Origin of the sequence: Streptomyces sp. Z423-1, assembly GCF_013009255.1 — a bacterium.
Lineage (GTDB): Bacteria > Actinomycetota > Actinomycetes > Streptomycetales > Streptomycetaceae > Streptomyces > Streptomyces gossypiisoli.
The window spans coordinates 6,178,439-6,192,994 of sequence record NZ_CP053109.1; the positions used below are offsets into that span (position 1 = coordinate 6,178,439).

A 14,556-nucleotide genomic window follows, 5' to 3' on the forward strand; every position below is an offset into this window, starting at 1 on the left:
GTGTCCTCCTATGTCGATCGCGGGTTTTCCCCATCCCTCCATTTCGATTCCGTCAACCCTCGCCAAACATCCCCCTGTTGCGTAAGGCTGAGCGATCGTCCGGGACCGGATTCCGGACTGTCTCGTTCCTTACCAACCAGGGATGCCGATGACACTCACCCCCCAGAGCGATGCGATACCGGGCACGAGACGTGTGGCCCGGATCGCCGTGGCCGCTGGTCTCGTCGCCGCGCTGGCCGCGGCCGGACCGATACCCGTGGCCCTCGCCGCGGACCAGGCCCCCTCGGCGGCCGACCCGAGCGTGAAGTCCGCGCACGACAAGCTCGGTTCCGACGACGCCGAGCTGCTCGCCGAGGCCAAGGCCGACGGCGACAAGAGCGTGACCATGATGGTCGCCACCGCGCCGGGCAAGACGGAGCAGGTCGCCGAGCAGCTCGACTCGGTCGACGGCGGCCTGGTCGGCCGTACGTACGACAAGCTCGGCTACGTCCGGGCCACCGTGCCCACCGGCAAGGCGGACGCGGCCATCGCCGCCGCCACCAAGCTGTCCTCCGTGCACGGCATCGACCTGAAGCAGGAGATACCGCTGGAGGACCCGCGGCCGAACGCGGGCAGCACGAAGGGCACCGGGGCCACCGCCAGTTACCCCGCGCCCGGCAAGAACACCCCGGCCAAGAACCCGTACAACCCGTCCTACGAGACCGGTGCCGTCGACTTCGTCGAGGACCACCCGAAGGCGGACGGCCGCGGTATCACCATCGGCATCCTCGACTCGGGTGTGGACCTCGGCCACCCCGCGCTGCAGAAGACGACGACCGGCGAGCGGAAGATCGTCGACTGGGTGACCGCGACGGACCCGGTCGTCGACGGTGACGGCACCTGGCGCCGGATGACCACCTCGGTCAGCGGCCCGACCTTCTCCATCACCACGCCCACCCTGGGCACCGAGACGTTCAAGGCGCCCGAGGGCTCGTACAAGTTCAGCTACTTCGCCGAGTCCGCCACCACCGGTGGCGACATGGCCGGTGACCTGAACCGCGACGGCGACACCACGGACGTCTGGGGCGTGCTCTACGACGCCGCGTCGGGCACCGCGCGCGTCGACCTGGACGACGACCTCGACTTCACCGACGACACCGCGATGAAGCCGTACAAGGACGGCTTCCAGATCGGCTACTTCGGCACCGACAACCCGGCGACCGAGATCGTCGAGCGAATACCGTTCGTGGTCGAGATCCGCAAGGACGTCGTCTACAACGCGGCCGGCGCCAAGGCCGACTACGTCAACATCGGCGTCATCGAGGGCTCCCACGGCACGCACGTGGCCGGTATCACCGCCGCCAACAGCCTGTTCGGCGGCAAGATGAACGGTGCCGCGCCCGGCGCCAAGCTGGTCTCCTCCCGGGCCTGCACCTGGTCCGGCGGCTGCACCAACGTGGCCCTCACCGAGGGCATGATCGACCTGGTCGTCAACCGGGGCGTCGACATCGTCAACATGTCGATCGGCGGCCTCCCGGCGCTGAACGACGGCAACAACGCGCGCGCCGAGCTGTACACGCGCCTGATCGACGAGTACGGCGTCCAGCTGGTGATCTCCGCGGGCAACTCCGGCCCCGGCGCCAACACCATCGGTGACCCGTCCCTCGCCGACAAGGTCATCTCGGTCGGCGCGACCATCTCCAAGCAGACCTGGGCCGCCAACTACGGCTCGAAGGTGGAGAAGCGGTACGCGATGCTGCCGTTCTCCTCGCGCGGTCCGCGTGAGGACGGCGGCTTCACGCCGACGCTGTCCGCGCCCGGCGCCGCGATCAACACCACGCAGACCTGGTCGCCCGGCGGCCCGGTCGCCGAGGCCGGCTACAGCCTGCCGCCCGGCTACTCCATGCTCCAGGGCACCTCGATGGCCTCCCCGCAGGCGACCGGCGCCGCAGCGCTGCTGCTGTCCGCCGCCAAGCAGAAGGGCATCGAGCTCACCCCGGCCACCCTGCGCACGGCGCTGACCTCGACCGCCGACCACATCAAGGGTGTGCAGGCGTACGAGGAGGGCGCGGGCCTGGTCGACATCGAGGACGCCTGGGACGCGATCCGCGACGGGGCGAGCGCGCACACGTACGCGGTGAAGGCGCCGGTCGACACCGCGATCGACCAGTTCCTGAAGACCCCGGGCTACGGCACCGGCCTGTACGACCGTGAGGGCGGCCTGAAGGCCGGTCAGAAGAAGACGTACGAGATCACGATCACCCGTACGTCCGGCGCCGACCGCGCCATCTGGCACAAGCTGGACTTCGAGAACAACGCGGGCCGGACCTTCCGGATCGTCGGCTCCGACTGGGTGCGGCTCCCGCTGAACGAGCCGGTCACCGTCAAGGTGCAGGCCGCGCCGAGGTCCGCCGGGCTGAAGAGCGCGATCCTGGAGGTCGACGACCCGCGCACCGAGGGCATCGACAAGCAGATCCTGAACACGGTCGTCGTCTCGCAGCCGCTGAAGTACACCTACTCGGCGTCCGGTTCGGTGCAGCGCAACAGCACCAAGTCGTACTTCGTGACCGTGCCCGAGGGCGCCAAGTCGCTGGAGGTCGCGCTCGGCGGGCTGAAGGGCAAGAGCCAGACCCGGTTCATCGCCATCCACCCCTACGGCGTCCCGTTCGACCCGACGTCGACGATCAACTGCTACCCGAACTACGACAACCCGGCCAACACCTGCCGCCCCGACGTGCGTTCGTACGCCGACCCGCAGCCCGGCGTCTGGGAGATCGAGGTCGAGTCGCGCCGTACGTCGCCGCTGCTGGACAACCCGTACAAGCTGGACGTCACCGTCCTCGGCGCGGCCTTCGACCCGGAGACCGTGACCGTGCCCGAGGCCAAGGTCGGCACCCCGGCCGCCGCCTCCTGGAAGGTGACCAACGGCTACGCCGCGATCGACGGCAAGCTGGTCGGCGGGCCGCTCGGCTCGTCGAAGACCACGCGCCCGACGATCCAGCAGGGTGAGACCCAGACCAGCACGGTCGAGGTGCCCGAGGGCGCCGCCTCGCTCGACGTCGTCATCGGCAACGTCTCGGACGCGGCGGCCGACCTTGACCTGACGGTCTACGACGCGAGCGGCAAGCAGGTCGGGCAGTCCGCCGACGGCGACTCCGAGGAGCAGGTGACGGTCGCCTCCCCGAAGGCCGGCACCTACACCATCGAGGTCTACGGCTACGGCGTGCCGGCCGGCTCCACCGCGTACGACTACCGGGACGTCTTCTTCTCCGCTGCCCTCGGCAGCGTGAGCGTCGACGGCTCGGCGGCGGTGAAGCTCGGCACGGGCGACTCGGCGACGGTCTCCGCCAGCGTCACGGCCGCCGCGGCCGCGCCCGAGGGACGTGAGTTCTTCGGCCAGGTACGGCTGGTCAACGCGCGCGGGACGGACGCGGGCATCGGCAGTGTGAAGATCGAGAAGGTCGTGCCGTAAGTCACCGGTACGGCAGCGGGGGCGGGCGTCCGTACGGGCGCCCGCCCCTTCTCATGCCCTGCGCTGCCGACGGCGCCGCCGTCGTCGGTCTTGTCCGCGGTGACGATCGGTCCGGTTCCGGCGAGGGTGGTCACGAGCCGTACGGACACCGTGGACACGATTCGGTCGTTCACCCGCGACGGGGCCGTCGAAGCGATGCCGGAGGCAGGCAACGGGGCCCGAGGACCCCGACTGCGTGCCTGCCGGGACGGTGTGTCAGACCATGGCGAGCCGGTCCACCAGCAGTTCCACCCTCCGCTCGGCGTCTCCAGGCGGCAGCCGTCCCGCCCGGGTCAGGGTGGCCAGCCCGTGCAGGGCTGCCCAGAACAGCTCGGTGAACAGTGCCGGGTGGACGCCGTCGCCGGCGACCTCGCCGAGAGTCTCCAGCAGGGCGGCGAAGGCGTCCTTCAGAGGTAGTGGGGTGTCCTCGTTCGCGAACGCCAGGCCGCCGTCGAGCTGGAACATGGCGTCGTAGACCGCCGGGTTGCGTGCGGCGAAGTCGAGGTAGGTGCGGGCGAGGGCGGCGACCCGGGTGCGGGGGTCGTCCGCGGCGGAGGCCGCGGCCCGCACCGCAGCGGCCATCTCGGCGGCGCCCTCGAGCGCGACGGCGCCGATGATCTCGCGCTTGCCGCGGAAGTGGCTGTAGAGGACGGGCTGGCTGTACTCGATGCGCTCGGCGAGCCGGCGGGTGGTGACCGCGTCCCAGCCCTGCTGCTCGGCGAGTTCGCGGGCCGTCGCCACGATGAGGCGTTCGCGGTCCGCCCGTTCGCGCTGCTTGCGTTCCTGTACCGACATGACCCGATCCTAGCATCGCTAGACAAGCGAGCGACGGCAGCACTAGCGTTGCCTCATCAGCTAGCGACGCTAGATCCCAGGAGGGGTCATCATGCTCAACGCACTCGAGGTCTTCACCACCGTGGTCGTCGGCGTGATGGTGGGGGTGGAGTTCTCCGTCGCCTTCGTCATCAACCCGATCCTCAACGCACTCCCCGAGGACAGTGGCCAACTCGGCCGCGCCCACGGGGGGCGGATGCTCGGCGCCGTGATGCCGGTCTGGTACATCACCTCGCTCGTCCTCGTCGTGGTCTGGGCCATCGCCGGATGGCACCACCACGGCACCGGCCTCGTCGTCACCGCCGGCGCGCTGCTGATCCTCAGCGTGATCATGTCGCTTCTGCTGCTCGTCCCGATCAACAACCGGGGCAAGACGTGGACCCCCGAGAACCGGCCCGAGGACTGGAAGGAGCAGATGAACCGCTGGGACCGCTTCCACTACGTCCGCGTCGCCGTCATCATCGCCGCCTTCGCCCTGCTGGTCGCCGCCCTCATCTGACCCTGCGGGCCGACTCCCGACATTCCCTCGATGACCTGCGCGGCTCTCGGCTCTGGTTCAGGTGAGGTCTTTGATCCAGATCACCGAGGCGCACAGGTGAAGCCCGGCGGTAGCTTTCCGGGGTCTTGTCGTAGCGGGTCGCGATGCCCCGCCACCCCTTGAGCTTGTTGATCAGGCGCTCGACCGGCGACCGCGTCCGCGAGATGGACCTTCGGGATTCGTCGGACCCTCGCATCACCGACGGGCTACCGTACGAAAACGCCGCGTTGCCCACGGTCACCCGAGGAGGAATCCTGTGTCATCGCCCTGCGACCCCGAGCACGCTCCCGTCGGCGATGTGGGCGCGGCGCTCATGATGGTCGACTCTCGGCTCAAAGCCATCTACGACGACAAGACTCAGACCGACACCGAACAACAAGCGCTGACCGAGCAGGCCGTCGCTTCCTTGGGTCCCGGCGGAGTCGATGACCTGCTGGACGGCGTGTGCACGCTCATCTACATGTTCATGCAGTGGCTGCGCAGGGCGCACGAGGACCACGACAGGGACGTCATCGAGTACGTGGTGCCGAGCCTCGTGGCCTCGATGCGCATGATGCGCAAGAGCGTTCGCCCCGAGGCCATCCCCACCATGGCCGGCCTGGTCATCGCGGCAGGTACAGGCCTGAGCCCCAGCCTGTGGCGCATGCAGTACGGGGACTGGACCGATGACGAGATGAACGCGCTGGAAGCCACCGCCCTGCTGCTCGCCGAGCACATCAACCGGATCACCGACGACCGTGACTTCGCCGCCCGCCTGATCGCCAATGCTCTGTCCGGCGTGGACCAGTAGCCGGACATGAGGAGGGGCCGCCCGGTATCGGCCCGGGCGGCCCCTCCTCTCCCCTCCTGATGCGGTCCCGGTCCGTCACTACCGGGGCAGCACCACCACATACGCCGCCGGATCCCGTTCCGCCGACGCCATCAGTGCCGTGCGTACGACCGTCGCCTGCTGTTCCATCGCGTCCCGCAGCTTCTTCGGCGTGATGTGTACGACCGTGATGCCCAGCCGCTCCAGGTGCTCACGCTTGCGGGCGTACTCGGACCACAGGGCGTCGTCCTCCTGCTGATGGCCCGGGCGGGGGGCGCGGGTGTCCAGTTCCAGCGCCACCGCGTGCTCCGGCCAGTAGGCGTCCAGGCCGCCGAGGTGCGGGCCGCCGGGCAGGCGAAGGTCGACGTTCCACACCGGGTCGGGCAGGCCGTACTCCCGGACCATGGTGTAGAGGCGGTCCTCCGCGATCGCCCGCCCTTCCGCCAGCAGCGAGTCCACGGCGTCCACCACATGCGGACGGCTCAGCAGCCTGGCCTGGTTCAACGCCCGGACGACCGCCGCCGGTTCGCAGTGCCCGCCGCGCACCGCCTCGGTGAGCAGCCGCCGCACCGCCCCGGCGTCCGCGAGGTCGGCCACCGCGTCCGCCAGGGCGCGCGGCACCGGCGCGACCGGCAGGCCCGTGCGCACTTGCGGCGTGGGCAGCGCGGTGGTGCGCAGCACGCGGACGCAGCCCGTCGAGCGGAGCCGGCGCAGCCGGGGGACCAGGACGTCGATGCGGTCCAGGGAGGGCAGTGGGGGGACGGCGGCGAAGCCGTGCAGGTTGAGCGCGGCGAGGCCGGTGATCATCGCCTCCGGGTACGGCGGGCGCTGCTCCTCGGCGCCGGGCTGCGCCGGAACCGCGGGGGAGGGCTGCCGGGCCGCGTACATCAGCACCGCGTGCAGCCGTTCCTCGCTGGTCGGCGGGCCGGGGTGGAGCAGGTAGACGCCCGGGAGCAGCTGCTGCCAGGGGCCGCCGGGCTTGCAGTGGTCGTTGGTCTCGGCGGCCGAGACACCGTGCGCCCGCAGCTGGGCGGCCGTCATGACCCGACGCCGGCCGTCGGACAGGTGGTGCAGGGGGCGGGGGGAGAGCGGGGTGTCGTGGTTCATGACCCGGGGATTCCCGCGGCCGATCGGCCCTTTAACCGTTGTTACACGGCCGTCGACAAAACGGGACAAGCTCGCCCTAAAGGACGCGTGTTCGGATGCCGAGTGGGCAGCCAAAACCCCTGGTCCGTTCGGGTGCGGACCAGGGGTTACGGCTACTGTTGCCTGAATTTCGTAACGGTGACCAACGGCCAAAGCTCAGGCCAAAGCTGCTGGTCAGCTGTCCGCTGCCGCGTCACACGCCTGCCCCCGCAGCGCCCGCGCCAGATCGTCCCGGGCCTCCAGGACCAGTCGGCGCAGGGCCGGGGCGGCTCCCTCGTGCGCCGCCAGCCACGCGTCCGTCGCCGCCAGCGTCTCCGGCGAGTCCTGCAGCGCCGGGAACAGCCCGCGCACCACGTCCATGCCGATCTGGATCGACCGCTCGGTCCACACCCGCTCGATCGCGGCGAAGTACTTCTCGGCGTACGGCGCCAGCAGCTCCCGCTGCGAGGCCTGCGCGAAGCCCGCGATCGTCGCCTCGACCAGCGCGTTGGACAGCGCGTCGGACTCCACGACCTGCGCCCACGCCTGCGCCTTGACGGCCTGCGACGGGCGGGCGGCCAGGCAGCGCACCTGGTGGCGCTTGCCGGAGGCGGTGTCGTCCCGGGCCAACTCCGCGGCCAGCACCTTCTCGTCGGCGACCCCGTGCGCGGCGAGCGGCTCCAGGAACGCCCACCGCAGCTCCTGGTCGACGTCGAGGCCCGCGATGGCCGCCGCGCCGTCCAGCAGATCCCGCAGCAGCTTCAGGCCGACCGGATCCTCGGCCACGCGCGCGTAGAAACGGGCCCACGCCAGCTGGTGCTCGCTGCCCGGCTCGGCGTCGTACAGCTCGCGCCGCGCGCCCTCGGCGAGCAGCCGGCCGCCGGTCTCGCGCCAGTCGGGCGCCGCGTAGTGCTGAAGCGCCGACTCGGCCCAGGCGTGCAGCATCTGCAGCACCCCGATCTCGGACTCGCGCCCCGCGAACCGCAGCACCAGGTCCACGAAGTCCCGCGCCGGCAGCAGCGCGTCCCGGGTCATGTTCCACAGCGCCGACCAGCACAGGGCGCGCGCCAGCGGGTCGGTCAGCGCGCCCAGGTGCTGTCGCAGCGTGTCGAGGGACGTCTCGTCCAGGCGGATCTTGCAGTACGTCAGGTCGTCATCGTTGACCAGCACCAGCTCGGGCGCGTCGGCTCCGGCCAGCTCCGCCACGACCGTGCGCGCGCCGTGCACGTCCACCTCGGCGCGCGCGTACCGCTGCAGCGCCCCCGCGTCCGTACGCCGGTACAGGCCGATCGCCACCCGGTGCGGCCGCAGCTCCGGGTGCGACTCCGCGGCCTCCTGCACCACGGCCAGTTCGTCGATCCGGCCCTGCGCGTCCAGCAGGACCTGCGGGGTGAGCGAGTTGACCCCGGCCTGCTGCAACCAGGACCGCGCCCACGCCGCCATGTCCCGGCCGCTGGTCTCCTCCAGTACCGACAGCAGGTCGGCGAGGCGGGTGTTGCCGTACGCGTGCCGCTTGAAGTAGCGCCGCGCGCCCTCCAGGAACGCGTCCTGACCGACGTACGCCACCAGTTGCTTGAGCACGGAGGCGCCCTTGGCGTACGTGATGCCGTCGAAGTTGAGCTTGGCGTCCTGCAGGTCGCGGATGTCGGCGGTGATGGGGTGGGTGGAGGGGAGTTGGTCGGCGCGGTAGGCCCACGCCTTGCGGCGGTTGGCGAAGGTGATCCAGCCGTCCTTGAAGCGGGTGGCGCCGACCAGGGAGAAGGCGCCCATGAAGTCCGCGAAGGACTCCTTCAGCCACAGGTCGTCCCACCACTCCATGGTGACCAGGTCGCCGAACCACATGTGGGCCATCTCGTGCAGGACGACGTTCGCCCGGTTCTCGTACGACGCCTGCGTGACCTTCCCGCGGAAGATGAACTCCTCCCTGAAGGTCACCAGCCCCGGGTTCTCCATCGCGCCGAGGTTGTACTCGGGCACGAACGCCTGGTCGTACTTGCCGAACGGGTACGGGTAGTCGAAGTGGTCGTGGAAGAAGTCCAGGCCCTGCTTGGTGACCAGGAAGACGTCGTCGGCGTCGAAGTAGGGCGCGAGGCCCTTGCGGCACATCGCGCCGAGCGGGATCTCCAGCTTCGTACCGTCGTCGAACGTACGGGTGTAGGAGTCCGTGACGTAGTGGTACGGGCCCGCCACCACGCAGGTGATGTACGTCGAGATGGGCTTCGTCTCGGCGAACCGCCACACCCCGTCGGTGCGCTCGCCGACGCCGTTGCTCCACACCGTCCAGCCCTCCGGCGCCCGCACCTCGAAGCGGAAGGGCGCCTTCAGGTCCGGCTGCTCGAAGCCCGCGAAGACCCGCCGCGCGTCGGCCGGCTCGTACTGCGTGTACAGGTAGACCTCGCCGTCCTCGGGGTCGACGAAGCGGTGCAGGCCCTCGCCGGTGCGGGAGTAGGCGCACTGGGCGTCGACGGTCAGCTCGTTGTCGGCGGCGAGGTCCTCCAGCAGGATCCGGGAGCCGTCGAAGACCTCGCTGGGGTCGAGGTCGCGGCCGTTGAGGGAGAGGGCGGTGACGCTCGGCGCGATCAGGTCGGCGAAGCTCGCCGCGCCCGGCTCGGCACAGCGGAACCGGATCGTGGTGACCGAGCGGAAGGTGCGCGGCTCGCCGTTCCCGTCGCCGACGGCGGAACGCACGTCGAGGAACACGTCGTACCCGTCGACGGCCAGCAGGGCGGCCCGCTCCCGGGCCTCGTCGCGGGACAGATTCTCACCGGGCACGGGCGGCACTCCCTCGGGTGGTGTTCAGTATGCGGACAGCACCGATCCTGCCATGCGCTGCTGATCCGGGGCAGCCGGGAATGGTGGGACGGGTGGCGGTGTTGTGCGGACATTCCCCGGGAGAATCGCTTCCTCATGAGGAGAGAAATGTCGGACAAGACCCCTGTCGACTTCTGGTTCGACCCGCTGTGCCCTTGGGCCTGGATGACCTCCCGATGGGTGCTGGAGGTGGAGAAGGTCCGTGACGTCGAGGTCCGCTGGCATCTGATGAGCCTTGCCGTGCTGAACGAGGACAAGCTGGACGAACTCCCCGAGGAGTACCGCGAGATGCTCGCCACCAAGGCGTGGGGCCCGGTACGGGTCGTCATCGCGGCGCAGCAGGAGCACGGCGCCGAGGTGCTCGGCGACCTCTACACCGCGCTCGGCACCCGCATCCACAACGAGGGCCAGGGCGCGGAGAAGGAGACGGTCGCCGCCGCCCTGAAGGACGTGGGCCTGCCCGAGTCCCTCATGGACCACTGGGACTCCACCCCTTACGAGCCCGAGCTGCGCGCCTCCCACAAGGAGGGCATCGACAAGGTCGGCCAGGAGGTTGGCACGCCGGTCATCTCGGTCCCCGGCCCCGACGGCCAGGAGGTCGCCTTCTTCGGCCCGGTCGTCACCCCGGCCCCCAAGGGCGAGGAGGCCGCCCGCCTGTGGGACGGCACCCTCGCGGTGGCCTCGGTCCCCGGCTTCTACGAAATCAAGCGCACCCGTACCAAGGGCCCGGACTTCAGCAACCTCTGAGCACCGGAAGGCCCCCGCGAGTCACGTCCTCGCGGGGGCCTTCTTCTTTCCGCCTGCCCGCGTGAAGGGTGAGAAGACGATCACGAGGCAGGACGATCACGAGGCAGGACGATCACGAGGCAGGGCGATCAGGGCGGCGCGCTCAGGGCGCCAGGAGCAGCACGTCCGTGCGGGACTTGGCGGCCTCGTAACGCCTCGCGACGTCCTGCCAGTTGACGACCTGCCACATGGCCTCGATGAAGTCGACCTTCTGGTTCCTGTACTGCAGGTAGAAGGCGTGCTCCCAGGCGTCGAAGACCAGGATCGGCGTGGCACCCTGTCCGACATTGCCCTGGTGGTCGTACACCTGCTCGACGATGAGGCGACCGCTCAGCGGCTCGTACGCCAGTACGCCCCACCCGGAGCCCTGCGTGGTGGCCGCGGCCTTGGACAGCTGCGCCTTGAAGTTCGCGAAGGACCCGAAGGACTCGGCGATCGCGCCCGCCAGCTCGCCCACGCCGTCCTTCTCCAGGGGCTCGCCGCCGCCGTCGCCGGTCATGTTGTGCCAGTAGATGGAGTGCAGGATGTGCCCGGAGAGGTGGAAGGCCAGGTTCTTCTCCAGGCCGTTGATCGAGCCCCACTGCTCCTTGTCCCGCGCCTCGGCGAGCTGCTCCAGCGTGTCGTTCGCCCCCTTCACATAGGCCGCGTGGTGCTTGTCGTGGTGCAGCTCGATGATCTCGGGGCTGATCACGGGGGCGAGTGCGGAGTAGTCGTACGGCAGGTCAGGCAGCGTGTAGACGGGCATGAAGGGTCCCCTCCGAGCTCTTATTGCAACTAACTTGCAACTACAACCTAGCAAGAAGAAGGCCTCCACGTATGCACGTGGGGGCCCTTTCGGACGGTCGAGTGGCGTCAGCGCCGGGCGCGCGCCCGCTGCCAGGCGTAGCCGACCGCCGCCAGGAACAGGGTCATCCCGCCCGTCGAGTACAACTGCACCCGCGTGCCCGGCTCCCGGGCCATCAGTACGAAGATCGCCACCATGCCCGCCAGCGCCACCCAGGTCAGCACCGGGAACGCCCACATCCGCACGACCAGCTTCTCCGGCGCCTCCCGCTCCAGCCGGCGGCGCAGCCGCAGCTGCGAGACGGCGATGAAGATCCAGACGACCAGGATGACCGCGCCGATCATGTTCAGCAGCCAGGGGAAGACGTCGTCCGGCCGCCAGTAGCTGAGCGCCACACACACGAAACCGAAGAAGCAGGACGCGAGCACCGCGATCCGCGGCACCCCGCCCGACACCCGCCCCAGCGCCTTCGGTCCCTGGTCGCGCCGCACCAGCGAGTAGGCGATGCGCGAGGCGCCGTAGATGTTGGCGTTCATCGCGCTCAGCAGCGCGACCAGCACCACCACGTTCATCAGCTGCCCGGCGCCCGGGATGCCCAGGTGGTCGAGCGTGGCGACGTACGGGCCGTCCTCGACGACGGCCTTCGAGTCCCACGGGACGAGAGTGACGACGACCGCCATCGAGCCGATGTAGAACAGCGCGATGCGCCACATCGCCGTACGGACCGCGCTCGCCACACCCCGCACCGGGTCCTCCGACTCGGCCGCCGCGATGGTGACGGTCTCCAGACCGCCGTAGGCGAACACCGAGGCGAGCAGGCCGATCACCAGCCCCTCGCCGCCGCCCGGCAGGAAGTCCGTCAGATTGCTCGCGCCGGGGGAGTCCGTACCGGGCAGCACACCCGCGATCGCCAGCACGCCCAGCGCCAGGAACAGCGTGATCGCGCCGACCTTCAGTGCGGCGAACCAGAACTCGAACTCACCGAAGTTCCTCACGGCGGCGAGGTTCGTCCCGCAGAACACCAGCATGAACAGCGCCACCCACGCCCACTCCGGCGTGCCCGGCAGCCAGCCGGCGGCGATCTTCGCGGCGCCGATGCCCTCCAGCCCGACGGCCGTGCACAGCAGCACCCAGAACGCCCAGCCCGCGGTGAACCCGGCCCACGGCCCGATCGCCCGCTCGGCATGCGCGGAGAACGACCCCGACGACGGATACGCGGCCGACATCTCGCCCAGCATCCGCATCACCAGCATCACCAGGAGGCCGGAGAGGATGTAGGCGACGACGATCGACGGCCCGGCGGCGGCGATCCCCGCGCCGGAGCCGACGAACAGCCCGGCGCCGATCACGCCCCCGAGGGCGATCATCGACAGATGGCGCTGCTTGAGTCCGTGGGACAGGGACGCGTCCGCCTCGGGCGGGGCCTCTACGGGGGTGGTGCGGGACATGGGGTGCGGCTCGTCCAGTACGTGAGGGGACAGGGGACAATGGGGACAACCGGACGAAGTGTAGAGGCCGGGGTGGCGTGCCCCCGCGCCCGCCCATTTGGCGAGACCCTACAGACCCCGTCCCACCCCTCCCGAGTGAGCCATACGTCGCCACCTCAGTGACCGGTATCACGCCCGTTCACGTGTAACCACCACTCTTTGTAAGGAGCCCACCACAGCCGCGCCGGCGCCTTTGTCGGGCGGTGACGGTGGTCGGCCCCGGGGCCCTGGGTTAGCGTCACGGTGTCCTGAACCGCCCTCACTCGCGGAGTCCCCATGAGCACCGCTGCCGCCCTCCCCGCCCGCCCGGGCCAGGTCCTCGCCGACCTGCTCCCCGCCTCCCGCGTCCGCGATGTCGCGCTCGTCCTGGGTGGCGCCGTGCTCACCGGCCTCGCGGCCCAGCTCGCCGTGCCGATCCCGGGCACCCCGGTGCCGGTGACCGGCCAGACCTTCGCCGCGCTGCTCGTCGGCACCGCCCTCGGCGCCGGGCGCGGCTTCCTCTCGCTCGCGCTGTACGCGCTCGCCGGTGTCGCCGGTGTGCCGTGGTTCGCGGACGGCGGCTCGGGCGCGGCCGCCCCGTCCTTCGGCTACATCATCGGCCTGCTGCTGGCCGCCACCGCCGTCGGCGCACTGGCCCGCCGGGGCGCCGACCGCTCGCCGTGGCGGATGGCGGGCGCGATGCTCCTGGGCGAGGCGATCATCTACGCCGTCGGCGTCCCGTACCTGGCCCTCGCCACCGGCATGTCCGCCTCAGCCGCGATCGCGGCCGGGCTCACGCCGTTCCTGATCGGGGACGCGGTGAAGGCGGCGCTGGCGATGGGGCTGCTGCCCGCGGCGTGGAAGCTCGTCGGCAAGCGCTGATTGCCCGGTGGGTGTTGCGGAGGGCCGGGGCGGCGCATCAGCCGCTTCCCGGCCCTCCGTGTTTTTCTGCTTGCCGCTCTCTTACGCCGGTTGCCGTCGGGACCACCACAGTCCCGCCGCCCCCGCCGCGACCAGCGCCGCGCCGGCCGCGCCCAGCGGCAGGACGTCACGGACGGGACCGGTCCTGGGCAGCTCGTCGCCGCCCGGTGCCACCGGCTTGTTGTCGGTGCCGAGCAGCAGGGGCGTGGCCGGGGCGTTCGGTGACGGGTTCGTCGTACCGAACGGGACCGGGCCCTGCTGCCAGAACGTCTTGGTCCCGTCGCTGTTCTGGACGGGCAGACAGATCTTTCCGGTCTTGCTCAGGTCGTAGGTCGCGTCGACGTCGTACGACTTCGACGCACCCGCCGCCAGGTTGTCCAGCGGGCAGGCGAAACCGCTGTTCGAACCCTCCGGCAGATCACTTTCCGGTATGGCGGAGCAGCCCTCGACATTCGTGACCGTCAGTCCGTCGAAACCGACGACCAGGAGTTTGACCGGACCGCTGTCCTGCGCCCCCTCGTTCTTCACCGTGGCGGTCACCGCCGTTTTCTCCGCATCATTGTCGACCGAGATCTTCTCGGGCAGGAGCGTGGTCAGTTCCACGCCCGCCGGTGCCTTGTCGACGGCCTTTCCCCCCTTGTCGCTGCCCGGTCCCTGGTCGTCCGCCCCGGCGGTGCCGGAGAGGATCAGTGCGGCCGAGAAAGATGCCGCTACCAGCGATCCGGTGATGGCCGTAGTACGGCCCCTCTTCGAATGAGAACTCATGTTCGCCCCCCTTGCCTGCGCCTGAATTCGCAGTACTTGAAGAGGTACCACAAGATTTCTCCGCACTATGCTGGTACGGCCTGGCGCGTGGCCATTGTGCTTCAATGCGCTGCATACGAGGCGTCGTTGAGGGGGTGCAGCGAATTGCCGGGGAATACGGGGAATACAGGGAATACGGGGAATGCGCGAAGTTCCGGTGTTCCAGGGTTACTGGTGGCAGGGCGCTAT

General features: G+C 70.0%; 11 protein-coding genes and 1 pseudogene. 5 read left to right on the forward strand and 7 right to left on the reverse strand.

Annotated elements, in window-relative coordinates:
* The first annotated feature begins 148 nt into the window (after positions 1 to 148).
* Complete coding sequence (locus HJD23_RS27770) at positions 149 to 3,451, forward strand: S8 family serine peptidase (RefSeq protein ID WP_171116384.1); 3,303 nt, start codon at positions 149 to 151, stop codon at positions 3,449 to 3,451.
* 255 nt (positions 3,452 to 3,706) lie between these two features.
* On the opposite strand, the gene HJD23_RS27775 is transcribed toward HJD23_RS27770, so the two are convergent.
* Positions 3,707 to 4,285 carry a TetR/AcrR family transcriptional regulator gene (locus HJD23_RS27775; RefSeq protein WP_171116382.1) on the reverse strand — a complete coding sequence of 193 codons (579 nt, stop codon included), beginning with the start codon at positions 4,283 to 4,285 and terminating at the stop codon, positions 3,707 to 3,709.
* A 91-nt stretch (positions 4,286 to 4,376) separates the two neighbouring features.
* Here HJD23_RS27775 and HJD23_RS27780 point away from each other — a divergent pair, with 91 nt between their 5' ends.
* Positions 4,377 to 4,823 carry a DUF1772 domain-containing protein gene (locus HJD23_RS27780; protein ID WP_171116380.1) on the forward strand — a complete coding sequence of 149 codons (447 nt, stop codon included), beginning with the start codon at positions 4,377 to 4,379 and terminating at the stop codon, positions 4,821 to 4,823.
* A gap of 57 nt (positions 4,824 to 4,880) precedes the next feature.
* Here the strand turns inward: HJD23_RS27780 and HJD23_RS27785 are convergent.
* A pseudogene (locus HJD23_RS27785) lies at positions 4,881 to 5,028 on the reverse strand (IS5/IS1182 family transposase); the annotation flags it as partial.
* A 90-nt stretch (positions 5,029 to 5,118) separates the two neighbouring features.
* Between HJD23_RS27785 and HJD23_RS27790 the strand changes: the two are divergent.
* Entirely contained in the window at positions 5,119 to 5,652 is a 534-nt protein-coding gene (locus tag HJD23_RS27790; protein ID WP_171116378.1) for a hypothetical protein, read from the forward strand.
* A 78-nt stretch (positions 5,653 to 5,730) separates the two neighbouring features.
* On the opposite strand, the gene HJD23_RS27795 is transcribed toward HJD23_RS27790, so the two are convergent.
* Both HJD23_RS27795 and pepN read right to left on the reverse strand, forming a co-directional pair.
* On the reverse strand, positions 5,731 to 6,777 hold the full coding sequence (locus HJD23_RS27795; protein WP_171116376.1) for a hypothetical protein: 1,047 nt from the start codon (positions 6,775 to 6,777) through the stop codon (positions 5,731 to 5,733).
* A gap of 213 nt (positions 6,778 to 6,990) precedes the next feature.
* A complete protein-coding gene (gene pepN, locus HJD23_RS27800; RefSeq protein ID WP_171116374.1) occupies positions 6,991 to 9,567 on the reverse strand; it encodes an aminopeptidase N in 2,577 nt (858 codons plus the stop codon).
* A 147-nt stretch (positions 9,568 to 9,714) separates the two neighbouring features.
* On the opposite strand from pepN, the gene HJD23_RS27805 reads away from it, so the two are divergent.
* On the forward strand, positions 9,715 to 10,353 hold the full coding sequence (locus HJD23_RS27805) for a DsbA family protein (RefSeq protein ID WP_171116371.1): 639 nt from the start codon (positions 9,715 to 9,717) through the stop codon (positions 10,351 to 10,353).
* Positions 10,354 to 10,495: 142 nt separating this feature from the next.
* Here HJD23_RS27805 and HJD23_RS27810 read toward each other — a convergent pair whose 3' ends face one another.
* Complete coding sequence (locus HJD23_RS27810) at positions 10,496 to 11,137, reverse strand: superoxide dismutase (protein WP_171116370.1); 642 nt, start codon at positions 11,135 to 11,137, stop codon at positions 10,496 to 10,498.
* Between the two features lie 107 nt (positions 11,138 to 11,244).
* Positions 11,245 to 12,624 carry an amino acid permease gene (locus HJD23_RS27815; protein ID WP_171116368.1) on the reverse strand — a complete coding sequence of 460 codons (1,380 nt, stop codon included), beginning with the start codon at positions 12,622 to 12,624 and terminating at the stop codon, positions 11,245 to 11,247.
* A gap of 315 nt (positions 12,625 to 12,939) precedes the next feature.
* Here HJD23_RS27815 and HJD23_RS27820 point away from each other — a divergent pair, with 315 nt between their 5' ends.
* Positions 12,940 to 13,524: a biotin transporter BioY gene (locus HJD23_RS27820; protein WP_171116366.1), complete on the forward strand. Its 585-nt coding sequence runs from the start codon at positions 12,940 to 12,942 to the stop codon at positions 13,522 to 13,524.
* Between the two features lie 81 nt (positions 13,525 to 13,605).
* Here the strand turns inward: HJD23_RS27820 and HJD23_RS27825 are convergent, their stop codons facing one another.
* Complete coding sequence (locus tag HJD23_RS27825; RefSeq protein WP_171116365.1) at positions 13,606 to 14,328, reverse strand: hypothetical protein; 723 nt, start codon at positions 14,326 to 14,328, stop codon at positions 13,606 to 13,608.
* Between the last annotated feature and the right edge of the window lie 228 nt (positions 14,329 to 14,556).

Coding starts and splice junctions, on each gene's coding strand:
- HJD23_RS27770 (WP_171116384.1), top strand. CDS start 149: ATGACACTCACCCCCCAGAGCGATGCGATACCGGGCACGAGACGTGTG.
- HJD23_RS27775 (WP_171116382.1), bottom strand. CDS start 4,285: ATGTCGGTACAGGAACGCAAGCAGCGCGAACGGGCGGACCGCGAACGC.
- HJD23_RS27780 (WP_171116380.1), top strand. CDS start 4,377: ATGCTCAACGCACTCGAGGTCTTCACCACCGTGGTCGTCGGCGTGATG.
- HJD23_RS27795 (WP_171116376.1), bottom strand. CDS start 6,777: ATGAACCACGACACCCCGCTCTCCCCCCGCCCCCTGCACCACCTGTCC.
- HJD23_RS27805 (WP_171116371.1), top strand. CDS start 9,715: ATGTCGGACAAGACCCCTGTCGACTTCTGGTTCGACCCGCTGTGCCCT.
- HJD23_RS27810 (WP_171116370.1), bottom strand. CDS start 11,137: ATGCCCGTCTACACGCTGCCTGACCTGCCGTACGACTACTCCGCACTC.
- HJD23_RS27815 (WP_171116368.1), bottom strand. CDS start 12,624: ATGTCCCGCACCACCCCCGTAGAGGCCCCGCCCGAGGCGGACGCGTCC.
- HJD23_RS27820 (WP_171116366.1), top strand. CDS start 12,940: ATGAGCACCGCTGCCGCCCTCCCCGCCCGCCCGGGCCAGGTCCTCGCC.
- HJD23_RS27825 (WP_171116365.1), bottom strand. CDS start 14,328: ATGAGTTCTCATTCGAAGAGGGGCCGTACTACGGCCATCACCGGATCG.